Raw genomic sequence first — 22,678 nt, 5'->3', positions numbered from 1 at the left:
GGTGCTAGCTCTGGAGGGTCAGGAAGTCGGCAGGGTTGTCGACGAAGATCGTCTTGATGGCGGTCTCGTCGAGGCCGGCGGCGCGGAGGTCCGGGATGAGGTCCTCGAAGATGTAGTTGACGGTGTGGCCCTTGACGCCCGGCCAGCCCAGCGGGGAGCAGTTGGCGTCCGCGGAGGCGAGCACCTGCTTCAGCCGGCCCTCGCCGACGAAGCGCAGGAAGTGGTCGAGCCGCTCCTTGCGGGGGCGGGCCCAGAACGGCGGGTCCGGCAGCTCGGTCTCGTAGCCGAAGGTGTCGAAGCCGATGCGGCCGCCCTGCTCGGCGATCCAGACGTCGCGCGTCTTGTCGGCGTTCACCCCGTCGTCGACGTGCCCGAACAGGACACGGTCCAGGGGGAGGCCCTCTTGGCCGAAGATCGCGATCGCGTTCTCGGCGTCGATCGCGAGGTGGGTCAGGACGGGCACGCCGGTGGCGAGCGCGGCGCGCGCGGCGGCGCGGTAGATGCGCTTGTCCAGGTCCGTCATCCGGCCGCCGCGGCTGACCCCGACCTTGATCACGCCGGCCCGGCTGCCGGTGGAGCCGATGCCGACGGTGATCTCGTGGACGAACTGCCGGGTCAGGTAGTCCACGTCGGCCCGGGCGAAGTGGTGCAGGGCGGTGTCGCCGCCGACGAAGCCGGTGCAGGCGACGATGTGCACGCCGGTCTTCGCGGACAGCGACCTGTAGTGGTCGACGTCACGGCCGTTGCAGATGCCGGTGGCGTCGACGAAGGTGCCGCCGCCGTACTCGTGGAACTTCCGCAGCTTCGGGACGGTCTCCTCGTACCGCTGCTCCGGCGTCTTCCACCACTGCGTGTCCAGCTCGGAGCCGGGCATGCCGTAGCCGATGTGCTCGTGGATGGCCACGAGACCCAGCTCCTCCGCCGGGATCGGCCCCAGCACGGTGTTCACTCTCGACACAACACTCACCTTTGGGAAAAGAGACTCGACGGTCGTTCGCGCTGCGCGGCTCAGCGCACCGACAGCAGGTCGCGGGGGTTCGCGACGAGGATCCGCCGCACGTCCTCGTCGCCGAGGCCCTGCGCCTTCAGAAGCGGGACGAAAGCGGTCAGGACGTAGCTGTACGGCAGGTCGTTGGCGGGGTGGCCCTTCGCCACCCCGGTCGCGTTGCTGGAGAGCAGGACCCGGCCGCCGAAGCCGGCCCGGACGAGGCCGGCGACCAGGGCGGCTCGCTCGGCGTCCGTGACGTGGTCGTCGTGCTCCACGCCGACGTGGTCGAGGGCGGCGTAGGCGCCGCGGCGGGCGACCTCCAGGGGCGCGCCGGCGGCGACGGCGTCCTCGCGGTCGAGTCCGCCGACGACGACGCGGTCGGCCGGCAGCTTCTCGTCCAGGACGACGTCGAGGTCGTGGAGGGCGTCGGCGCCGTAGCGGAGGGAGACGGGCACGCCGGTGGCCAGGGCGGTGCGGGCCGCGCCGCGGAACAGGCTCTCGTCGGTCGCGGTCATGCCCTCGCGGGTGGCGGTGGTGGCCACCAGGCCCGCGGCGGCGCGGCGCTCCACCCGGGGGACCACCATGCCCTCGGTGATCTCCTTGGTGAACAGGTCGGCGAACTTCTCGGCCGGCCAGGGTGTCGGCGGGTCGGTCTGCGGCGTGCGGAAGTAGCCGCCGAGCAGTTCCTCCGGGCCCTGTCCGGTCGAGGCGACGATGTGCACGCCGGTCGTGCGGGAGAGGGCCTCGTACAGCCGGACGTCGCGGCCGTGGAACATGCCGGTGCTGTCGACGACCGTGCCGCCGCCGTGCGCGCGGAAGTCGGTCAGCTTCGCGGCGAGGGTCTCGAAGATCTCGGCGCGGTCGATGGTGATGTCGAAGGCGTACTCCGCGCCGGGAACCACCGAGAGCAGCGCCTCGTGGACCGCGACGGCGCCCAGCTCCTCAGCAGGCACCGGGCCCAGGACGGTGTTCACGGTGTTGCTCTTGCCGCTCATGCCTGCCTCACGTGTCCGGGGTGGGGTGCTCAGCACCCAGTGGCTGCGGCCACCGTAGCGATTCGGTTTACATGCCGTCAATGAAATGAACACCAAGAAAAAACACTGAACTGATAGTCAGAGGGAAGTCGGCGGCCTCTCCGGACCGCGCGAGAACATGCAGGTCATGCATGTCACGCCATGCGAATCATTCATTTGATGCGTGTGAGGCCAGCCACTTCACTGGGGCGGCATGAGCACCCCACCCACCTCCGACATCGACCTCTTCGCCGACCAGGTCCTGCTCGACCCGTACCCCGCCTACGCCGAGCTGCGTGAGCAGGGCACCGTCGTCCACCTCCGCGCGAACGACGTCTACGCGCTGACCCGGTACGACGCCGTCCGCGGCGCCCTCGCGGACTGGGAGTCGTTCTCCTCCACGTCCATCGCCTTCAACCCGATGGCCAACGAGGCGCTCACCGGCACCTCGCTCGCCTCCGACCCCCCGGCGCACACCCGGCTGCGCGCCACCCTCACCGAGAACCTCTCGCCCCGCGCCCTGCGCGGCCTGAAGGTCCGGATCGAGGAGAAGGCGGACGCGCTCGTCGCGGAACTCGTCGACAAGGGCTCCTTCGAGGCGATCGACGCCCTCGCCCGCGCCTTCCCGCTGGAGGTCGTCGCGGACCTGATCGGCTTCACCGGCCACGTGCGCGACAACATGCTGCGCTGGGGCCAGGCCGCCATGCAGGTCATCGGCCCGATGAACCAGCGCACGGCCGACAGCTTCCCCGTCGCCGGCGAGCTCTACGGCTGGTGCTCCCAGGTCACGGCCGACGACCTGGCCGAGGGGTCGGTGGGCCGCGGCATCTTCGACGCCGAGGCGCGCGGCGACATCCCGGCGGACACCGCCGGCCACATCATCCACCAGTACCTCGGCGCCGGCGTCGACACCACGATCGCGGCGATCGGCAACATCGTCGCCCTGTTCGCCGCGCACCCCGACCAGCTCGCCCTGGTCCGCGCGAACCCCTCGCTGGTACCGGCCGCGTTCAACGAGGTGCTGCGCTTCTGGCCCCCCGTCAACGCCTGGGGCCGCCGCGCCACCAAGGACGTCGAGGTCGACGGCACGGTCATCCCGGCCGGCGCGCAGATCGCGGTGCTGCTCGGCGCCGGCAACCGCGACCCGCGGCACTACGACGACCCGGACGCCTTCCTCGTCGAGCGCAACCCGGTCGACCACCTGTCCTTCGGCTACGGCCCGCACGGCTGCGCGGGCCAGGGACTCGCCCGTCTGGAGGCCCACGCCGTGATCGAGGCGCTCTCCCGGCGCGTCGGCCGCCTCGTCGTCGGACCCGAGGTCCGCGTACCCAGCAACATCACCCGGAGCATCGAACAGCTCCCCGTCCTGGAGGTGATCCCGGCATGAGGATCGTTCTCGACCGCCCCCGCTGCGAGGGCCACGGCCTGTGCGAGGAGGCCGCGCCCCAGCTCATGCACCTCGACGACGAGGGCGAACTCGTCATCGACCGCGAGGAGATCGGCGAGGCCGACGCCGTCGCGGCGAACGCCGCCGCCCGGGTGTGTCCGGTCGCGGCGCTGAGGATCGTATGAGCGCCGGCACGATCGGCCGCGTCGTGGTCGTCGGCAACGGGATCGCCGGGCTCACCGCGGCCGACACCCTCCGCGACGCCGGCTTCGACGGCGAGCTGACCATCGTCGGCGACGAGCCGCACCCCGCCTACAGCCGCCCGGCCCTGTCGAAGGCGCTGCTGCTCGACGGCGACGACATGTCGTCCCACGAGCTGCCGCCGGCCGGCCACGGGGCGACCGAGCTGCTGGGCGTACGGGCGACCGGACTCGACCTCGACCGCCGGCTGGTCACCCTCGACGACGGCGCCGCGCTGCCCTACGACCGCGTCGTCCTCGCCACCGGCTCCCGGGCCCGGCGGCTGTCCGGCCTGCCCGAGGAGCTGACCCTGCGGGGACTCGACGACGCGCTGGCCCTGCGCGGCCTGCTGGCGGCCCGGCCGTCGGTCGTCGTGGTCGGCGGGGGCCCGCTCGGCATGGAGATCGCCTCGGGCTGCCTGGCCGCCGGCTGCCGGGTCACCCTCGTCTCCCAGGGGCTGCCGCTGATCGTCCAGCTCGGTCCGCACCTCGCCGAGGTCTTCGTCAAGGCCGCGCTGGACAAGGGCCTCACCGTCGTCGAGACCGGGTCGGCCCGGTTCGAACGGCGTGCGGGCGACGCCCGGGTCGTCCTCGACGACGGCGCGGTCCTGGAGGCGGAGGTGCTCCTGAGCGCCGTCGGGGACGTGCCCAACACCGAGTGGCTCGCGGACACGGGCCTCACCGTGAACGGCACGGTGCCGGTCGACTCCCGCGGGCTGGTCCGCCCCGAGGTCGCCGCCGTCGGCGACCTGGCGGCCTTCCCCACCGCCTCCGGCCTGCGCCGCGTCCCGCTGTGGAGCAGCGCGATCGAGCAGGCGAAGGTCGCCGCGCGGGCGCTTCTGCACGGCGACCAGGCGCCGCCGCTGGAGTTCCAGCCGTACTTCTGGACCGAGCAGTTCGGGCTGACCCTCAAGGCGGTGGGCCACCTGCCGCCGGCCGGGGAGCCGGAGTACGTCGACGGCGGGCCCGGCGGCGGCCCGGCGCTGATGCGCTGGTCGCACGCGGACGGCACGGATGTGGCCGCGGCGCTGATCCACCGCATCCCGATCCCGCGGCTGCGCCGCATGACCCGCGCGGCGTAGGCGGCCGTGCGGACCGCCGGACAGGCGACCGTGCGGACCACCGGACAGGCCGCCGTGCGGACCGCCGGACAGCCAGCCGTGCGGACCGCAGGACAGGCCGCCGGACAGCCAGCCGTACGGACCACCGGACAGCCAGCCGTGCGGGCCGCCGTACGGACCGCCGTGCGGACCGCAGGACAGGCCGCCGGACAGCCAGCCGTGCGGGCCGCCGCGTAGGGTTTTCCGCATGGGCGACGACGGAGAGGGCGCCACCGGTTCGGGGCTCGACCGGCTGGCGTCGGTCAACCTCAACCTGCTGGTGCCCCTCCTCGCGCTCCTCGAGGAGCGTTCGGTGACCAGGGCCGCGCAGCGGGTCGGCCTGTCCCAGCCGGCGATGAGCCACGCGCTGACCCGGATGCGGCGCCTGCTGGGCGACGACCTGGTCGTCCGGCAGGGAGCGGGTGTCACCCTGACCCCGCGCGCCCTGGAGCTGATCACGCCGCTGCGCAGCGCCCTCCAGCAGACGGCGCGCGTGGTGAACTTCCCCTGCTTCGACCCCGCCACGGACGAGCGTGTCATCACGGCCGCCATGACGACCAGCACCGCGTTCGTCGTCGGCCCCCGGCTGGCCCGGCTCGTCGCCGAGCGCGCCCCGCACACCACGCTGCGCGTGCGCACGATCACGGTGCCGACCGAGGCCACCTTCACCGACATGGGCGTCGACGTCGTCCTCGTCTCCGAGGGACACTTCTCGCCGTACCCGCGCGAACGGCTCTACAACGACCGGGTGGTGGTGATCGCCTCCCCGGACACACCCCCGGACGCGAGCGCGCTCGACCTGCTGACCACCCAGCCGCACGTCGTCGTCGACACCGACCGGCGGGTCTTCCCCTACTCGGCGCTGGAGGAACGGCAGATCCCCTACCGCGTCGGCCAGTTGATCTCCGATTTCCTGCTGGTCCCCTACCTGGTCGCCCGCGCGGGCGGCGTGGCCCTCCTCCGCCACCGGGTCGCCGTCACCATGCGCGACCTCGCCGACCTGCGCATCGAGGAGTTCCCCTTCCCGCTCCCCGGCCTCGGCATCGACATGGTCTTCAACCCCCGCCTGACCGACCGGTACTTCACCGAATGGCTGAGGGGTCTGCTGTTCGACGCGGCCGCGCGTCCGTGACGCGGCGTCACTGGGCGCCGTTCCCGACACGGGCGGTGGCCTCGGTGGCCGACCCGGCGGGACCGGTCTGCCAAGGCCCTTCGGCCCCGTGACCGCGGCCGACGGGAGGGCGGTGGGCGCGGGAACGGGGCGAAGCGCCGCCCGGCCACGTTCGCAAGCCGGTGCGCGGCGGTGCACCCTGGAGGGCATGGGTTCCGGGCAGCGACGCTTCGCCGGCCTCGGGCAGCCGTGGCAGACCAGCCAGACGCTGCTGCTGATTCCGGTTGCGCTCATCGCCCTGATCACGGTCGCGGACATCGTGACCCCGAGCGACATCGTCCTCGGCCCCCTCCTGGTGATCGCGCCCGCGCTCACCGCCTGGTTCGCAGGCCCCTGGACCACGGGCGGCGTCGGGACCCTGGCGGTGGCGGCCCAGGCGTTCATCGGCTGGCATTCCGGCCAGTTGTCCTCGCGGCACGTGATCGTGCAGGTGGCCGCCCTGGTGGTGCTCACCTCCCTGATCGTGGTCCTGTGCGCGGTGCGCGACCGGCACAGACGCCAGCTGGCCCAGGTGCGGTCGGTCGCCGAGGCCGCCCAGCACGTCCTGCTGTGGCCCCTGCCGAGCCGGCTCGGACCCCTGCAACTGGCCTGTCTCTACCTGGCCGCCGAGGAGGAGGCCGAGATCGGCGGCGACCTCTACGCCGCCGCCCGCACCGACGGCGCGGCCCGCGTGATGATCGGTGACGTGCGGGGCAAGGGCCTGTCCGCCATCGGCGAGGCCGCCCTCCTCCTCGGCGCCTTCCGCGAGGCCGCCCACCAGCACGCCGCCCTGCCCGAACTGGCCGCCGCCCTGGAGCGGAGCATCACCCGCTACCTCGCCGACTTCGAACCCGACGAGGAGACGGGCGAACGCTTCGTCACCGCGCTCCTGCTGGAGATCCCCGACGACGAGCCCGTCGTCCGGATGACCAGCTGCGGCCACCTCGCCCCGTTGCTGCTCGGACCGGGCAACGCCGTGACCGTCCCGGACCTCACCCCCGCTCCCCCGCTCGGGGTCGGCATGACGGACCCCGGCGACCGCGCCCTCGACGTGCTGCCGTTCGGCTCCGCGGACACTCTGCTCCTGTACACCGACGGGGTGGTCGAGGCCCGGGACCGGGACGGCGTCTTCTACCCGCTCGCGCAGCGCACCGCCCAGTGGACCGGCAGCACTCCCCAGGCCCTCATCCACCACATCCGGCACGACCTGCTGGCCCACACCGCCGGACGCCTCGCCGACGACGTCGCCCTCATCGCCATCCGCCGCACCCCCGCCCCGCACCCCGGCCACCACCTCGGCCACCACCCCGGCCACCACCTCGGCCGACCGTCCGGCCCGGCGCGTTCCGCCCCTGCGGAACCACCGGACCACCGATCGGGACGGCCGCCGTGATCCAGGACCGCACAGAGCGCGTCATCCGTCTCATCCCCTCCGGCGGCGGACGCGCCGAGAAGCCCGCGCGCGCCTTTCAGTCACCCAGGAAGCGGCGAGGAGGACGGGCAGGGCCGTCCCGATCAGCAGCGCACAGCCGGTGAACGCGCTCGCCAGGAAGTGGCCGCCCACCCGCGCCACACCTTGGTAGTAGCCGACCACGACGGCCATCAGCAGCAGGTAGCCGCCGACGGCGGTGCCGGCCACCTTGCGGATCAGGGCCGGCCAGCCCCGTTCACCGGAGGGCACGGGAACGGGCCGTCGCGCGCCTCGGCGCAGAACGTGCAGGCCGAACGCCAGGCAGCCCATGACCAGCAGATAGCCGACCAGCATGAGGGTGACGTCCAGGCGGACCGGGATCAGGGCAGGTCCCTCCCCCGGCGGACGGCCGGCGGCGGGATCCGGACCGGCCCGAGTCTCACTGCCCGTCCCTGAGCAGGAAGTGCCACCCGCGGACGAAGGCGTGCCAGCCGAACCACAGCCACAGCGCGAACAGCGCCCACCGGCCCGCCGGAAAGCGCATGACCGCCCGCAGGGCGTCACTGAGGGTGGGGAACGCGTCGCCGCTGCGCAGCAGGCCGATCCCCTCCCAGGCGAACAGGGCACCGAACAGGACCGCCCAGACCAGATAGCCGGCCAACGGATGCTTCACCACGGCGACCTCCTTCCCGCATGCATGCCCGTCCGGCCGCCCTCCGCCACGGTTCCGCCCCGGCAACCGGACGGTCGCCCCTGGGCTGTGACCGCGAGGGCGAAAGTGTTGCGCCGGATGGCGCAGCCGCGGTCGGGGACGGTCCCGGTCGGCGGGTAGTCCTCGTCGGGTGAAGACCTTTCCGGGAGAGGGGCTGCGATGGCCGACGGACCGACGTACCCGGGGCGTGCCCTGTCCGCCCCCGTGGATCTGAGCGGCGCCGGACATTACCTCCACTGGGGCGTGGTGCAGATCTCGGTCGCGAACCTCGTGGTCTTCGCCCTGATGGCGACCGTCTTCGTGCTGGCGCTGCTGCTGCCCTTCCCGCGTGGCCGGCAGGGGCGGTGAGCGGCGTGGCGCGAGAGGACTCCGCGGGGCGTCCGGACGATCGCGCGGGCGGGTGGACCGGTGCCGTGCGGCGGCGCGCCCTGCGCGCGTTCCCCCCGGAGAGACTGCTGCCCACCACCCAGCCGGAGTACGTGGCCTCCTGGATCTACGTGTTCGGCGTCCTCACGCTCTCCGGCCTGGTGGTCGTCGTCCTCACCGGCTGCGTGCTCGCCCTCAAGGGCCCTGCCTGGTGGCACGTCTCGGACGTCGGCAGGTACGTCAACAGTCTGCACCTGTGGAGTGTGGAACTGTTCATGTTCTTCATGATCGTCCACCTGTGGGGGCAGTTCTTCATGGCGGCCTGGCGCGGGCGCCGGGCGCTCACCTGGGTCATCGGGGCGGTGGTCCTCCTCGTCTCGATGGGTACCGCCTTGACCGGTTATCTGGTGCAGCAGAACTTCGACTCCCAGTGGATCGCCGACCAGGCCAAGGACGGCCTGAACTCGGTGGGGGTCGGGGCCTGGTTCAACGTCCTCGACTTCGGCCAGATGTTCATGTGGCACATCGTGCTGCTGCCCCTGACCGTGTCGGTGCTGGCGGCGCTGCACATCCTGCTGGTGCGGATGCGCGGGGTGGTGCCACCCATCGGGGCCACACCCGGGCCGGCCCCCGCCGAACCCACCGACCGCACCGAACCGGTGGGACCGGTGGGACAGTCGGGGCCGGCGAGGCCGGTGGGGGAAGGTGGCGCCGGATGACCGGGCGGCGGGGCCGCCCGCGTCGGAGGAGCAGCCGGCGAGCACCGGTCCCCGATCCGGACTCGTTCCCGCAACGGCCGTACGACCTGGTCATGGAGTTCACCGTCGCGCTGGCGGTGACCGCGGTGCTCGTCGCCGGACTCGCGGCGATCTTCTCCTCGCCCGACGAGAAGCCGATCACCCTGGCGCGCTGGGCGAGGGCCGCGCCGGGCGACTTCACCGCCACCGCCGTCGCCGAACTGGGCCGCACCAGCGGCACGGCGCGCTACGGCCCCCCGTACAACGACACACCGGGTGCCGGGCAGAAGATCGGTCCGGTGAGCCTTCAGCGCGCCGCCGGGGTGACCATCCCGATCGACACCGCACGCGACTTCGTGCTCCGTCCGCTGGCCGACGCGCCGGAACCCCCTGCCGTCACCGCCGCGCTGGCCGCCTGGCACGCCGCCTCCACCGCGCGGCAGCGGCAGTGGGCCGGCGCCTACGCCGACGCGCTCGGCAAGGCTCCGGGAGGCGATCCGGGCAAGGTCCGGCCAGGGGACTACGGGCCCGTCCCGGCCCTGACGGCCCGCCTGCTGCAACTGGCCCGGGCGGGCGCACTCGACGGCCAACTGCGCACCGCGGGCCGCTTCTACCAGACGGACTACACCAAGCCGCTGCTCTTCCTCGGCGACGGCGCCTACCTGGAGCACCAGGCCCGCGCCCGGCACCTGGCCAGTGACCAGTGGGGGATGATGAACGAGACGGGCAACTGGCCAGGCCAGCCCTGGCTGGGGCTGTACACCTTGTGGTACCAGATCGAGCCGTTCAGCAGTTCGGGCAACGTCGATGCCCTGGTCTGGGCCCTGATGGCGCTGCTCAGCCTGGTGTTCGTCCTGTTGCCGTTCGTCCCGGGCGTCCGCTCCCTCCCGCGGTGGATCGGCGTGCACCGCCTCGTCTGGCGCGACTACTACCGCGCGCACCGACCGGAACGGCCGGACCGACCGGAACGGCCGGAACGGCCGGACCGGCCGGACCGGAGCAGTGAATGACCCGTGCCGCGTCGTCGGCCGCTGCCGCCGCGCGCGGACCCCGGGCGGCGCGGTTCAGGCGTGGGCGACCCGCATGGTGATCTCGGCGATGCGCTCCGCGGAGAGGTCGGGCGGCAGGACCGGCTGGACGAGGTGGCTGACCGTCAGGCGTACCACCGCTTCGACGGCCAGGTCCAGGGAGTGGGTGTCGATCTCGGGCCAGGCTTCCGCCGCGTAGCCGGTGAGCATCCCGATGGCGCTGTCCAGCAGCGGCTCGGAGCGGGTCGTCAGATGGGCGAGCAGGTCCTCGTCGCCGCCCCGGCTGCTGGTCAGGATGGCCTTGAGCAGCGAGTTGTCGGCCGCCGTGCGCAGGGTGTAGCCGATGGCGGCGGTGATGGCGTCCCTCATGTCGTCGGGGTGGGCGAGGAGTTGGCCCTGTATGCCGGTGAGGAAGCGTTCCACCTCGCGCATCACCAGGGCTTGGCCGATGGCCGACTTGGAGCCGTACTCGTTGTAGACGGTCTGCCGGCTCACTCCCGCGGTGGTGGCGACATGGGTCATCTTCAGCCGGTCCCAGCCCTCGGCCGCGACCCGCTCGTAGGCGGCGTCCAGGATCCGTTCCTTCAGCAGGGAGCGGACCGACTCTCGATAGCGCGTCATCTCGCCCCCATCCTAACGAGCACCCGTCCATTCTATTGACACTCTCCTCGACACTGTCTAGCTTCTGGACAGTTCACGGCCAAAGTGTCCAACGAGGCAATGGAGGTGGGTCATGGCAGGGGCCGCTCATCCGCTCGGAGCGCCGGCGTCGCAGGTGACGTGGCGGGACGGCAAGCGCTACCTGTGGCTGCTCGGACTGGTGCTCCCCGCCTTCCCGTTCGCGGCGTGGGGACTGGCCGCGGCCATGGACGGCTACTCCTGGTGGCTGCTGCCGCCGGTCGTCTTCGGTGTGATCCCGCTGGTGGACCTGATGGTGGGCAAGGACTCCGACAATCCGCCCGACAGCGTCCTCACCTGGCTGGAATCGGACCGGTACTACCGCTGGTGCACCTACCTGTTCCTGCCCCTCCAGTACGCCGGGCTGGTGCTGGCCTGCGCGCTGTGGTCCCACGGGGGCCTGTCGACCGTGGACAAGGCCGGGCTGACCGTCACCGTCGGCATCGTCGCCGGGTTCGGCATCAACACCGCGCACGAACTGGGCCACAAGAAGGAAGGGCTGGAACGCTGGCTGGCCCGGATCGCGCTCGCCCAGACCTGCTACGGGCACTTCTACATCGAGCACAACCGCGGCCACCACGTTCGGGTCGCCACTCCCGAGGACCCCGCCAGTTCCCGACTGGGCCAGTCCTTCTGGGAGTTCCTGCCCCGCTCGGTGTACGGCAGCGCCCGCTCGGGCTGGCACCTGGAGAAGCAGCGGCTCGCCCGGCTGGGCAAGAGCCCGTGGAGCCCGCACAACGACGTGCTCAGCGCCTGGGCGATGTCGGCGGCCCTCTTCGCCGCGCTCACCGCGGCGTTCGGGATCGAGGTGCTGCCGTACCTGGCGGTGCAGGCGGTCATCGGTTTCTGCCTGCTGGAGGTCGTCAACTACCTGGAGCACTACGGGCTGCTGCGGCAGAAGACCGCTTCGGGCCGTTACGAGCGCTGCACCCCGCAGCACAGCTGGAACAGCGACGACATCGCCTCCAACATCTTCCTCTACCACCTGCAGCGGCACAGCGACCACCACGCCAACCCCACCCGGCGCTACCAGGCCCTGCGCCATTTCGAGGAGTCCCCGCAACTGCCCACCGGCTACGCCGGGATGATCCTGCTCGCCGTCGTGCCACCGCTGTGGCGGCGGGTGATGGACCCCAGGCTCCTCTCCCACTACGGCGACGAGGTCACCCGGGCCAACATCCACCCCCGCACCAGGGACAGGGTCCTCGCCCGCCACGGGAGCCGCTGATGAGCCGCTACCTGTGCCCGGTCTGCGACTACGTGTACGACGAGACCGCCGGCGCCCCTCGCGAGGGGTTCCCGGCCGGCACGGCCTGGGCGGACGTGCCCGACGACTGGCCCTGCCCCGACTGCGGGGTCCGCGAGAAGATCGACTTCGAGGAGCTGACGTGAAGGTCTGGGAATGCCTGGTGTGCGGTTTCGTCTACGACGAGGCGCTGGGCTGGCCCGAGGAGGGCATCGCCCCCGGCACCCGCTGGGAGGACATCCCGGACGACTGGTCGTGCCCCGACTGCGGTGCCGCCAAGGCCGACTTCCGGATGGCCGAGGCGTCCCGTGCCTGAGACGCCCTTGACCACGCCCCGCACCATCGCCGTCGTCGGCACCGGAATCGCCGGCGCGACCGCCGCGCTGACCCTGCGCGAGGAGGGCTTCGACGGCCGCGTCGTCCTGGTCGGCGAGGAACCCCATCCCCCGTACCGGCGTCCGCCCCTGTCCAAGGACCTCGTCAAGCGGGTCCTGACGCCCGAACGGCTCCGCCTGAAGCCGCCGGCGGCCTGGCAGGAGCTGGGCATCGAACTGCGCACCGGCACGAAGGTCACGGGCATCGCCGGCGGCGTCCTGGAATGCGCCGACGGAAGCCGGCTGCCGTACGACCGGCTGCTGCTGGCGACCGGCGGACGCGCCCGCACCCTGCCGTACGCCGCCGAGGACGAACACGTGCACACCCTGCGCGGCCTCGGCGACGTGGCCGCGCTCCGCGCCGACCTGGAGTCCGGCGGCCCGCTGCTGGTCATCGGCGCGGGACTGCTCGGCCTGGAAGCCGCCGCGAGCGCCCGGGCGGCGGGCCTCGACGTCACCGTCCTGGAAGCCGGGGCGGAACCCCTTCGCCGGGTACTGCCCGCCCGCCTGCGCCATGCCGTCCTGGAACTGCACCGGGCCCACGGGACCCAGGTGCACACCGGGGTCACGCTCACCGGGCTCGCCCGACGGGACGGCGCGCTCGTCGCGACCGCCCGGGACGGACGGAGCTGGCAGGCGCACACGGTGCTGGTCGCCACCGGTCTGCGACCCGATGTCGGACTGGCCGTCCGGGCGGGCCTGGACGTGGACGACGGCATCCTCGTCGACGCGCTCGGCGCGACCGGCGACCCGCGCGTCTTCGCGGCGGGGGACGTGGCCCGGTATCCCGACCCGCTCCTCGGACGACGGGTGCGCGTCGAGCAGTGGAACCACGCCCGGCAGCACGCCGCCGTCGTCGCGCGGAACATGCTCGGCGCCGGGACGCCGTTCACCGCGGTGCCGTGGTCGTGGACCGAGCAGTACGGCGTCATGCTGCAGATCGCCGGTCATCTCGCCGACGCCGACGCACTGGCGGTGCAGGGCGACGTCGCCGGCTTCGACTTCGCCGCCCTGGCGACCGCGGCCGGACGCCCGGTGGGAGCCGTGGCGGCCGGCAGACCGCACGACTTCCGCTCCCTGCGCACGGTCCTCGACGACCCCGACCGCCTTGACCACCCTGACCGCCCCGACCGCCCCGACCGTCGTACCCGCCATGACGGCGGCCCGCCCCGAACCGCGGCCCGCACACCGGCGGTCCTCCCGCACGCCGCCCTCACCGGCGGACGCCCGGAGGCCGGGGGAAGCGCGGGCGCCACTGGCACTGCGGTAAGCGCGGGCACCGCTGGCACCCCAGGCACCGCTGGCACCCCGGGCACCGCGGGATCGCCCACCGCCAAGGGGTGAGGCTCGGCCCGGTCCCGTACGGCGTCCCCGCCGTCGTGGACCTCCGGGCGAATCCGGGGAAAGGCGAGAGGGCCCGGAAGCGGAAACCCTACGATGTTCTCCATGAGTGCGCTGGTATTCCTCCTGTCGCTCGGCACTGTCTGTCGCGTCACGCGATTCATCACGAAAGACGCCCTGGCAGCGCGATTCCGCTCCCGCGTCGCCGATCGTTTCGGGGACGATTCCCAGCAGGCGTACCTCGTCAGTTGCGGATGGTGCGTCAGTGTCTGGGTCGCCGCCGCCGTCACCGCACTCGCCTACTGGGCGGGCGACGAAACCTGGTACCAGGCGGGCGCCATGGTGCTCACCCTTTCCTATCTGACCGGTCTGGCCGGCAACTGGCTCGACTGATCCGTGCGGGAGGATCCGCCGCACCGCCACCACCGGTAATTCATACGATTAATTGGTGACCAGTGTCGGCGCGACATCGCCCGGGAATAGTGGATACGGGCCGGCCTCTCGTCCCCTGCCCCGGAATTCCCCTTGTCCAGGAATTCTCCCGGCCCCCTTGACCGGCCGAAGATGCGGCCGGACGGAAGGAGGAAGACCGTGGCATGCAACTGCGGAGGCGGCGGCCGGTCCACGATCGTCTACCGACTCGTCCTCCCCAACGGGGTCACGCGCGAGTACCCCACCCGGAGCGAGGCCGACGCCGCCAACAAGAGGGCGGGCGGGCGCGGCTCCATCACCGCGGTCCGCCGGTAGGTCCTCCGCCGGCGCCGGGAGGCTCCGGCTCCCGCGAGTGCGCGCAGGCGGGGCACCACGGATGCACAAGGCCCGTGTGCCGCGCCGGCGCACAGGGCGGTCCGGAGTACGACAACGACCCGTCCCACCCGACGGACCGCCGGAAAAGGGCCGCCAGAAAAACGGACACCCCCACCGCAGCCCGTCGGTACACCGGACATCCGGTGTACCGACGGGCTGCGGCATGCCGTGGCACGCCGGGAATCCCGAACGGCCCCGCACCATCACCGCGGCCGGCCCCGGTGTGAATTCCCCTCCCCGCCCGCCGCCGACCCGCCCCGTACGCCGAAAAATGCAGCAGAGCAGGAGAACCGTTCCTCCACCGAGTGACGGCGCACGGGCGCCCACCGGCCAGTTGCGCGATAAATGTTTTAAACCACTCGCACCCCGAAGTGCGCTGCGCCGAACGAGTGGTATTTCGGTCGCCCTTCTGGCTCAATGCCCCGGTCGAAGCGCCTACTGCAGATATCGGCGGGAGATTCCTCGAACTTCCCTTGCGGGCCAAGGGATATCACCGGAACGCCACACCGGCGCGCCCGCGTACGTCCCGCACTCCGGCCGCGCACCAGACGGGCGACGCCGATCTCCTGCTTTCGTGTGTCATCCGAAAGGAGCCATCATGGCCAATTCGACCACCACCGTGACTTCGGCACCGGATCCATCCGTCTACGGCCAGTCGGTCACCTTCACCGTCACCGTCCAGCCGGAAGTCGCCGGCGGGCCCGTCCCCACCGGCAGCGTCGAGTTATTCGTGGACGGCGGGCCGGCCACGACGCTCGTGCTCGACACGAGCGGCCAGGCCCAGTACACGACCACGCTCGACGTCGGTCTGCACGGGGTGGAGGCCAGCTACCTGGGCGACGCCGACTACAGCCCGTCCACCGGCGCGGACACCCAGGAGGTCTCCCTGGCGCAGACCACCACCACGCTGACCATCGCCCCCGAACCCTCGCACTGCGGGGAGACGGTGACCCTCACCGCACACGTCGCCCCGGTCCCGCCGGGCGCCGGATCCCCCACCGGTGCGGTGTCCTTCATCGTCAGCGACGACGGCCCGGTGCTGACCGCCCCCGTGGACCCCCAGAGCGGGGAAGCGCAGGTCACCGTCGGCGATCTGGGCGTCGGCCTGCACCAGGTAGCCGCCTTCTACACCGGCGATACCGACTTCGACGGGTCCAACTCCCCCCTGACACTGCACCTCGTGGAACTCGCGCCCGTCGCGGTCACCGTCTCGGCCGATCCCGCCTCGTCGGTGTGCGGCCAGACGGTCACACTGTGCGCCACCGTGGCGCCGGTCTCCTCGGGCACCGGCAATCCGTCGGGTTCGGTGACCTTCACCGGTCCCGGCGGACTCGACGAAACGGTGACACTGGACGCGAGCGGCACCGCCTGCGTCACCACCAGCACGCTGGAGACCGGCACCGTCACCGTCTCCTACGGGGGCGACGGGTGCTACGCGAGCGCGACCGGCACGGCGGACGTGACGGTCAGCGCGGCCTCGAGCGCGGTGTCGGTGTCGAGGGACCCCGACCACCGTTTGGTGTGCGGCGAGACGGTGACGGTGTGCGCGACGGTCACCGCCGTCCCACCGGGCAGCGGCACCCCCACCGGAACCGTCGCCTTCACCGGCCCCGGCGGACTCGACGAAACGGTGACACTGGACGCGAGCGGCACCGCCTGCGTCACCACCACCGCCACGGTGGGATCCGGCACCGTCACCGTCTCCTACACGGGTGACGACTGCTTCCTGCCCTCCTCGGGCACCGTGGACGTGAGCGCCGACCAGGCGACCAGCACCGGCACCGTCACGGTCGACCCCGACCCGTCCGTGTGCGGCGAGACCGTGACCGTCTGCGCCACCGTCACCGCCGTCGCACCCGGCAGCGGCACCCCCACCGGAACCGTCACCTTCACCGGCCCCGGCGGACTCGACGAAACGGTGACACTGGACGCGAGCGGCACCGCCTGCCTGACCTCCACCACACTGCAAACCGGCACCGTCACAGCCGTCTACAACGGTGATGAATGTTTCCTGCCGTGGATCGGCACCCTGGACGTGACCGTCGACCAGGCGGCCAGTGCCACCACCGTCTCGGTCGACCAGAACCCCTCGGTGTGCGGCCAGCCCGTCACCGTCTGCGCCACCGTCACCGCCCTCCCACCCGGCAGCGGCACCCCCACCGGAACCATCACCTTCACCGGCCCCGGCGGACTCGACGAAACCGTGACACTGGACGCGAGCGGCACCGCCTGCCTGACCTCCACCACACTGCAAACCGGCACCGTCACAGCCGTCTACAACGGCGACGGATGCTTCTCCTCCTCCACGGGCACCGCACCGGTCACCGTCGACCAGGCCTCCAGCACCACCACCGTCACCGTCGACCAGAACCCCTCGGTGTGCGGCCAGCCCGTCACCGTCTGCGCCACCGTCACCGCCCTCCCACCCGGCAGCGGCACCCCCACCGGAACCATCACCTTCACCGGCCCCGGCGGACTCGACGAAACCGTGACACTGGACGCGAGCGGCACCGCCTGCGTCACCACCACCACACTGCAGACCGGCACCGTCACAGCCGTCTACAACGGCGACGGATGCTTCTCCTCCTCCACAGGCACAGTGGACGTCGCGGTCAACGCGGCATCGAGCGCGGTGTCGGTGTCGGCCGACCCGGACCCGTCGGTGTGCGGCGAGACCGTGACCGTCTGCGCCACCGTCACCGCCCTCCCACCCGGCAGCGGCACCCCCACCGGAACCGTCACCTTCACCGCCCCCGGCGGACTCGACGTAACGGTGACACTGGACGCGAGCGGCACCGCCTGCGTCACCACCACCACACTGCAGACCGGCACCGTCACCGTCTCCTACACGGGTGACGACTGCTTCCTGCCCTCCTCGGGCACCCTGGACGTGACCGTCGACCAGGCGACCAGCACCACCACCGTCACGGTCGACCCCGACCCGTCCGTGTGCGGCGAGACAGTGACCGTCTGCGCCACCGTCACCGCCGTCGCACCCGGCAGCGGCACCCCCACCGGATCGGTCCGTTTCCAGCTCCCCGACGGCAGCATCCAGAGCGTGGGGCTGGATGCGTCCGGCACGGCGTGCGTGACCACCGACAGCCTCGTCAGCGGCACGATCCTCGCCGCCTACACCGGCGACACCTGTTTCCTGGCGTCGGTCGGCGCGGCGGATGCGGCGGTCGGCCCGGCGTCGAGCGCGTTGTCCGTGTCGGTGGACCCCGACCCGTCCGTGTGCGGCGAGACCGTGACCGTCTGCGCGACGGTCACCGCCGTCCCACCCGGCAGCGGCACCCCGACCGGAACCGTCACCTTCACCGGCCCCGGCGGACTCGACGAAACGGTGACGCTGGACGCGGACGGCGGGGCGTGCCTGACCACCAGCGGTCTCACCAGCGGCACATACCTGGCCGCCTACAGTGGCGACGGATGCTTCGGCGCGACGGACGCGGTGTTCGACGTGACGGTGGATCGCGCGTCCAGCGCGGTGTCGTTGCTGGGGACCCCCGACCCGTCGGTGTGCGGCGAGACCGTGACCGTGTGCGCCACCGTCACCGCCGTCCCACCGGGCAGCGGCACCCCGACCGGAACCGTCACCTTCACCGGCCCCGGCGGACTCGACGAAACGGTGACACTGGACACCGACGGAACCGCCTGCGTCACCACCAGCACGCTGCAAACCGGCACCGTCACAGCCGTGTACGCCGGTGACAGCTGTTTCACCGGCTCGGCGCAGAGCCTCGGCCTGACGGTCGACCAAGCCTCCAGCACCACCACCGTCACCGTCGACCCCGACCCGTCCGTGTGCGGCGAGACCGTGACCGTCTGCGCCACCGTCACCGCCGTCGCACCCGGCAGCGGCACCCCCACCGGAACCATCACCTTCACCGGCCCCGGCGGACTCGACGAAACCGTGACACTGGACGCGAGCGGCACCGCCTGCGTCACCACCACCACACTGCAAACCGGCACCGTCACAGCCGTCTACAACGGCGACGGATGCTTCTCCTCCTCCACGGGCACCGCACCGGTCACCGTCGACCAGGCCTCCAGCACCACCACCGTCACCGTCGACCCCGACCCGTCGGTGTGCGGTGAGACGGTGACCGTCTGCGCCACCGTCACCGCCGTCGCACCCGGCAGCGGCACCCCCACCGGAACCGTCACCTTCACCGGCCCCGGCGGACTCGACGTAACGGTGACACTGGACGCGAGCGGCACCGCCTGCCTGACCTCCACCACACTGCAAACCGGCACCGTCACAGCCGTCTACAACGGCGACGGATGCTTCTCCTCCTCCACAGGCACCGCACCGGTCACCGTCGACCAAGCCTCCAGCACCACCACCGTCACCGTCGACCCCGACCCGTCCGTGTGCGGCCAGCCCGTCACCGTCTGCGCCACCGTCACCGCCGCCCCACCCGGCAGCGGCACCCCCACCGGAACCATCACCTTCACCACCCCGGGCGGACTGAGCACGACCGTCCCGCTGAACGCCGCCGGCACCGCCTGCCTGACCACCACGCTGGAATCCGGCACCGTCACGGCCGTCTACAACGGCGACGGATGCTTCTCCTCCTCCACAGGCACAGTGGACGTCGCGGTCAACGCGGCCCCGAGCGCGGTGTCGGTGTCGGTCGACCCGGACCCGTCGGTGTGCGGCGAGACCGTGACCGTGTGCGCCACCGTCACCGCCGTCGCGCCCGGCAGCGGCACCCCCACCGGAACCGTCACCTTCACCGGCCCCGGCGGACTGAGCACGACCGTCCCGCTGAACGACGACGGCACCGCCTGCGTCACCACCAGCAGCATGACCGGCGGAACGGTCCTGGCCGTCTACAACGGCGACGGATGCTTCTCCTCCTCCACGGGCACCGCACCGGTCACCGTCGACCAGGCGTCCAGCACCACCACCGTCACGGTCGACCCCGACCCGTCGGTGTGCGGTGAGACGGTGACCGTCTGCGCCACCGTCACCGCCGTCGCACCCGGCAGCGGCACCCCCACCGGAACCGTCACCTTCACCGGCCCCGGCGGACTCGACGAAACGGTGGCACTGGGCGCGGGCGGCACCGCCTGCGTCACCTCCACCACACTGCAGACCGGCACCGTCACAGCCGTCTACAACGGCGACGGATGCTTCTCCTCCTCCACAGGCACCGCACCGGTCACCGTCGACCAAGCCTCCAGCACCACCACCGTCACCGTCGACCCCGACCCGTCCGTGTGCGGCCAGCCCGTCACCGTCTGCGCCACCGTCACCGCCGCCCCACCCGGCAGCGGCACCCCCACCGGAACCGTCACCTTCACCGGCCCGGGGCTGAACACGACCGTCCCGCTGAACGCCGCCGGCACCGCCTGCGTCACCACCAGCAGCCTCACCGGCGGAACGATCACGGCTGTCTACAACGGCGACGAGTGCTTCACCACGTCCACGGTGACCACGGGAGTGACGGTGAACCACGCGCCGACCCACACCGTTCTCACCGTCAGTCCCAACCCCGCGACGTGCAGCCGGCCGGTGACGTACTGCGCCACGGTCACCACGGTCGCACCGGGCAGCGGCACCCCCACCGGAACAGTCACCTTCACCGGCCCCGGCGGACTCAGCACGACCGTTCCGCTGAACGCCGCCGGCACAGCCTGCGTCGACACCACCGCGAGCACCAGCGGCACGGTGACCGCCGTCTACAACGGAAGCAACTGCAACAGTCCCTCCGCCACGACGGCGAACCTGACCGTGAACCCGGCTCCCACGACGCTGACGGCGAACCCGGCGCAGGTCCGCCTGCGGACGAACGGCACGTTCGTCATCCCGTCGATGAGGGCCATGCTCAAGGTCACCTCCGGCGCCACTCCGCTCGCGGGACAGCTGGTCACCTTCAGGGCGAACACGGCACTGGGACCCATGGTCCTCGGGACCGCGCTCACCAACGCCGGCGGGGTGGCGACACTTGCACCGCCTGCGCTGCCGGTCGCCGCCACGATCGTCACGGCGACGAGTTACACCGCGTCCTTCGCGGGGACGAGCTGCTACGCACCGTCCTCCGTGACGGCGCCGCTGTCGCTCGTCCTCTTCCCGATCCTTCCATGATCCGGCACCGGTGACCGCGCACTGAACAGGTAGGAGCGAGACGCCCGGCCGCACGGCGGCCGGGCGTCGAGTTGTCGGCCGGTGACCGTTCGACCGCCCCGGCACCACCCCGATGCACTTCCGTGGTTCAGTCGGGCGGCGAGCCGGCATCCGGTGGCGGAGCCGGGCTCGGATACCGGACGAAGCTGTGCTGCCGGGGCGGCTTCGTCAGAGGCTGCCCTGCCTGCTGCGGGCGTTGGCCTCGGCCACCAGGGCACTCAACAGCTCGTCCTGGCTCAGGGTTCGCACGTCGCGCGGGTCCGCGTCCCATGCGGGGCCGCCGCCGAGCGGCCGGACCCGGAGGCAGGCGCCGTCGTGTCCCATGACCCTCCCGACCCGGTCGCGGGCGGTGTCGTGGACGGCCTCGCCGACATCCGGCACTTCGCCGCCGCCCGGTGCCTCGCTGCCGCCCTCCGTCACTTGCCGCTCCCCTTCAGGATCACGTCCGCGAGCATGAGCGCCACGGGGGCGGAGCACACCCCGAGGTGGACGAGCGCGTACCGGATGTCGCCCTCCCGGTCGTCCGCCCACGGAGTCCGGATGTCCATCGCGGGGAGCTGGATGCCTGCCTGGCTCAGTGCGTAGGCGAGGGCGTCACGGGCGGCGAGGGCCTCCTGCACGGTCGGGGTCGTGGTGCCGGTCGTGCCGGTGCTCGTCGTGCTGTGCGGGTGGGGCGGTGTGGGGGGCATGAGCGTCCTCGTCGGTCAGTACTGCGGATCGGATTCCATGACCCGGCTTCACGCTGAGACAGTTACGCTGCGTAGTCCGGGTGTCACCAGGATGAGGCGGGATCCGGCCGGCCGGACTGTGGACGAGCCCGCGCTTCCCCGTACTCCGGGGGTCGTTCCACACCCTCCACGCCGTCCGGGCGGGCCTCGGAGGGGAGCCCGGCCGCATGCCGTCTGGCTGCCTGCTTCGCGGTGCCCGTATCGTCCGGTCTCCCGACCCGCCGTACCGGCGGCCGACGTTCAGAGGGCGACGCACATGACCAGCCGGGAAGCAACTACGACGCTGTGGCGCCCTACCGGCCCCAAGGAGCTGGACCTGGTGCGGGAACTGAACTGGCGCGCATGGCCGCCCCGGCTGCCCGAACAGCCGATCTTCTACCCGGTCCTCAACGAGGACCACGCGATCAGGATCGCGCTGGGACTGGAAGGTGAAGCACGATGGCGCCGGCTTCGTCACTCGTTTCGAGGTCGAGTCGGAGTTCCTGAGCCGGTATCCCGTCCAGCAGGCGGGCGGGCGGACGATCCTCGAACTCTGGGTCCCCGCCGAGGAACTGGACGACACAACTTTGCGATGCGTCGGCCTGCCCGGCCTGCCCCGTTCGAAGTGGTCAAGAACCACGGTTCAATCCGTGGCAACGATCGTTCGTCAGCGAAGTTACTCATGACGGGCCACGTGGGTCACTGACCCGGACGAGCATTCTCTTGGGTGGCTGGGAAATCAGCTGATTCATCACCATGATGTTTCCCGAACTGTCCAAAATCCAGCTTTGCTAGGAGAAGTGACATGAAGGCTCTTATTCCCCTGGTCGCCTCGGGCACGCTGCTGAGCTCCGTACTCTTCAGCGGTATCGCAGTCGCCGACCCGCTCATCGGATCAGAGGAAAGCAACGGCAATTCCGCGGCCTTCGATCGCCCTGAGGACGAGTACTTGCTCAACAACAGCACCGGCAGCGGCAACTTCGTCTGGTGCCAGAACCAGGTCACCAACACCCTCGTCAACGTTCCCCAGAGCTCGGGCGCCCTGGCCGCTGTAGCCGCGAGCTTCCCCACGGCGGCGGTCGCTGGAGTGGTACCGCAGTCCCCGCCCGTGTCCACGAGCTCCTCGAACGCACCCTCACACAACCAGTGCGCATAGCTCAGAAGTACTCCGTACAGCCGCTCCCCCGGCGGCTGTACGGACCGGCGCAGAACGACGATGCGAGCATCGGCACGGTCGCCGCGCCGCTGCCCGCCAAGCCTC

The 22,678-nt window shown here is 71.7% G+C and carries 23 protein-coding genes and 1 pseudogene; 17 read left to right on the top strand and 7 right to left on the bottom strand.

All coding sequences use genetic code 11. The features are described 5' to 3' along the window. Window positions 1-4: 4 nt before the first annotated feature. Together VKA29_RS11565 and VKA29_RS11560 are read right to left on the bottom strand one after the other, a co-directional pair. Entirely contained in the window at window positions 5-958 is a 954-nt protein-coding gene (locus VKA29_RS11565) for a phosphotriesterase (RefSeq protein WP_324785283.1), read from the bottom strand. A 50-nt stretch (window positions 959-1,008) separates the two neighbouring features. Further along, a complete protein-coding gene (locus VKA29_RS11560; protein ID WP_324785282.1) occupies window positions 1,009-1,983 on the bottom strand; it encodes a phosphotriesterase in 975 nt (324 codons plus the stop codon). Window positions 1,984-2,215: 232 nt separating this feature from the next. Between VKA29_RS11560 and VKA29_RS11555 the strand changes: the two genes are divergently transcribed. The 5 genes from VKA29_RS11555 (at window position 2,216) to VKA29_RS11535 (ending at window position 7,270) form a co-directional block, all read left to right on the top strand. Beyond that, window positions 2,216-3,388 carry a cytochrome P450 gene (locus VKA29_RS11555; RefSeq protein ID WP_324785281.1) on the top strand — a complete coding sequence of 391 codons (1,173 nt, stop codon included), beginning with the start codon at window positions 2,216-2,218 and terminating at the stop codon, window positions 3,386-3,388. Then, the gene (locus tag VKA29_RS11550) at window positions 3,385-3,573 is read left to right on the top strand and encodes a ferredoxin (protein WP_324785280.1); all 189 of its coding nucleotides are present in this window, start codon (window positions 3,385-3,387) and stop codon (window positions 3,571-3,573) included. The genes VKA29_RS11555 and VKA29_RS11550 overlap by 4 nt, the downstream gene beginning before the upstream one ends. After that, window positions 3,570-4,709 carry an NAD(P)/FAD-dependent oxidoreductase gene (locus tag VKA29_RS11545; protein WP_324785279.1) on the top strand — a complete coding sequence of 380 codons (1,140 nt, stop codon included), beginning with the start codon at window positions 3,570-3,572 and terminating at the stop codon, window positions 4,707-4,709. The genes VKA29_RS11550 and VKA29_RS11545 overlap by 4 nt, the downstream gene beginning before the upstream one ends. 226 nt (window positions 4,710-4,935) lie before the next feature. Beyond that, window positions 4,936-5,859 carry a LysR family transcriptional regulator gene (locus VKA29_RS11540; protein ID WP_324785278.1) on the top strand — a complete coding sequence of 308 codons (924 nt, stop codon included), beginning with the start codon at window positions 4,936-4,938 and terminating at the stop codon, window positions 5,857-5,859. 187 nt (window positions 5,860-6,046) lie between these two features. Next, the gene (locus tag VKA29_RS11535; protein ID WP_324785277.1) at window positions 6,047-7,270 is read left to right on the top strand and encodes a PP2C family protein-serine/threonine phosphatase; all 1,224 of its coding nucleotides are present in this window, start codon (window positions 6,047-6,049) and stop codon (window positions 7,268-7,270) included. A gap of 30 nt (window positions 7,271-7,300) precedes the next feature. Here the strand turns inward: VKA29_RS11535 and VKA29_RS11530 are convergent, their stop codons facing one another. Further along, window positions 7,301-7,642 carry a DUF6256 family protein gene (locus tag VKA29_RS11530; protein ID WP_324785276.1) on the bottom strand — a complete coding sequence of 114 codons (342 nt, stop codon included), beginning with the start codon at window positions 7,640-7,642 and terminating at the stop codon, window positions 7,301-7,303. An 85-nt stretch (window positions 7,643-7,727) separates the two neighbouring features. Beyond that, window positions 7,728-7,964 carry a DUF6186 family protein gene (locus VKA29_RS11525; protein WP_324785275.1) on the bottom strand — a complete coding sequence of 79 codons (237 nt, stop codon included), beginning with the start codon at window positions 7,962-7,964 and terminating at the stop codon, window positions 7,728-7,730. A gap of 195 nt (window positions 7,965-8,159) precedes the next feature. Here VKA29_RS11525 and VKA29_RS11520 point away from each other — a divergent pair, with 195 nt between their 5' ends. The 3 genes from VKA29_RS11520 (at window position 8,160) to VKA29_RS11510 (ending at window position 10,113) form a co-directional block, all read left to right on the top strand. Continuing rightward, window positions 8,160-8,348 (top strand): hypothetical protein, encoded by a 189-nt coding sequence (locus tag VKA29_RS11520; RefSeq protein WP_324785274.1) that lies wholly within the window; start codon window positions 8,160-8,162, stop codon window positions 8,346-8,348. A gap of 65 nt (window positions 8,349-8,413) precedes the next feature. After that, a complete protein-coding gene (locus VKA29_RS11515) occupies window positions 8,414-9,085 on the top strand; it encodes a cytochrome b N-terminal domain-containing protein (RefSeq protein ID WP_324785273.1) in 672 nt (223 codons plus the stop codon). 92 nt (window positions 9,086-9,177) lie between these two features. Next, on the top strand, window positions 9,178-10,113 hold the full coding sequence (locus VKA29_RS11510; protein WP_324785272.1) for a hypothetical protein: 936 nt from the start codon (window positions 9,178-9,180) through the stop codon (window positions 10,111-10,113). A 54-nt stretch (window positions 10,114-10,167) separates the two neighbouring features. Here VKA29_RS11510 and VKA29_RS11505 read toward each other — a convergent pair whose 3' ends face one another. After that, entirely contained in the window at window positions 10,168-10,752 is a 585-nt protein-coding gene (locus VKA29_RS11505; RefSeq protein ID WP_324785271.1) for a TetR family transcriptional regulator, read from the bottom strand. 112 nt (window positions 10,753-10,864) lie between these two features. On the opposite strand from VKA29_RS11505, the gene VKA29_RS11500 reads away from it, so the two are divergent. The 7 genes from VKA29_RS11500 (at window position 10,865) to VKA29_RS11470 (ending at window position 20,671) form a co-directional block, all read left to right on the top strand. Next, window positions 10,865-12,037 carry an alkane 1-monooxygenase gene (locus VKA29_RS11500; protein WP_324785269.1) on the top strand — a complete coding sequence of 391 codons (1,173 nt, stop codon included), beginning with the start codon at window positions 10,865-10,867 and terminating at the stop codon, window positions 12,035-12,037. Further along, a complete protein-coding gene (locus VKA29_RS11495; protein WP_324785268.1) occupies window positions 12,037-12,201 on the top strand; it encodes a rubredoxin in 165 nt (54 codons plus the stop codon). The genes VKA29_RS11500 and VKA29_RS11495 overlap by 1 nt, the downstream gene beginning before the upstream one ends. Next, window positions 12,198-12,371: a rubredoxin gene (locus VKA29_RS11490; RefSeq protein WP_324785267.1), complete on the top strand. Its 174-nt coding sequence runs from the start codon at window positions 12,198-12,200 to the stop codon at window positions 12,369-12,371. Before VKA29_RS11495 ends, VKA29_RS11490 begins: the two co-directional genes overlap by 4 nt. A gap of 7 nt (window positions 12,372-12,378) precedes the next feature. Then, window positions 12,379-13,773 (top strand): NAD(P)/FAD-dependent oxidoreductase, encoded by a 1,395-nt coding sequence (locus VKA29_RS11485; protein ID WP_324785266.1) that lies wholly within the window; start codon window positions 12,379-12,381, stop codon window positions 13,771-13,773. A 102-nt stretch (window positions 13,774-13,875) separates the two neighbouring features. Beyond that, window positions 13,876-14,163, top strand: coding sequence for a hypothetical protein (locus VKA29_RS11480; RefSeq protein WP_324785265.1), 288 nt, complete (start codon window positions 13,876-13,878; stop codon window positions 14,161-14,163). A 198-nt stretch (window positions 14,164-14,361) separates the two neighbouring features. Then, window positions 14,362-14,517 (top strand): DUF7196 family protein, encoded by a 156-nt coding sequence (locus tag VKA29_RS11475; RefSeq protein ID WP_324785264.1) that lies wholly within the window; start codon window positions 14,362-14,364, stop codon window positions 14,515-14,517. Window positions 14,518-15,175: 658 nt separating this feature from the next. After that, on the top strand, window positions 15,176-20,671 hold the full coding sequence (locus VKA29_RS11470) for an Ig-like domain repeat protein (protein ID WP_324785263.1): 5,496 nt from the start codon (window positions 15,176-15,178) through the stop codon (window positions 20,669-20,671). Window positions 20,672-20,878: 207 nt separating this feature from the next. Here the strand turns inward: VKA29_RS11470 and VKA29_RS11465 are convergent, their stop codons facing one another. Both VKA29_RS11465 and VKA29_RS11460 read right to left on the bottom strand, forming a co-directional pair. After that, entirely contained in the window at window positions 20,879-21,130 is a 252-nt protein-coding gene (locus tag VKA29_RS11465) for a hypothetical protein (RefSeq protein ID WP_324785262.1), read from the bottom strand. After that, window positions 21,127-21,399 (bottom strand): hypothetical protein, encoded by a 273-nt coding sequence (locus tag VKA29_RS11460; protein WP_324785261.1) that lies wholly within the window; start codon window positions 21,397-21,399, stop codon window positions 21,127-21,129. Before VKA29_RS11460 ends, VKA29_RS11465 begins: the two co-directional genes overlap by 4 nt. Window positions 21,400-21,694: 295 nt before the next feature. Between VKA29_RS11460 and VKA29_RS11455 the strand changes: the two are divergent. Next, a pseudogene (locus VKA29_RS11455) lies at window positions 21,695-22,103 on the top strand (hypothetical protein). A 119-nt stretch (window positions 22,104-22,222) separates the two neighbouring features. Beyond that, a complete protein-coding gene (locus tag VKA29_RS11450) occupies window positions 22,223-22,573 on the top strand; it encodes a hypothetical protein (RefSeq protein ID WP_324785260.1) in 351 nt (116 codons plus the stop codon). Window positions 22,574-22,678: the final 105 nt, after the last annotated feature.

Origin of the sequence: Streptomyces sp. H51 (genome assembly GCF_035656535.1) — a bacterium.
Taxonomy (GTDB): Bacteria; Actinomycetota; Actinomycetes; order Streptomycetales; family Streptomycetaceae; genus Streptomyces.
Note: the sequence above shows the minus strand (reverse complement) of the source record. Positions and strands in the feature narration are given on the sequence as shown.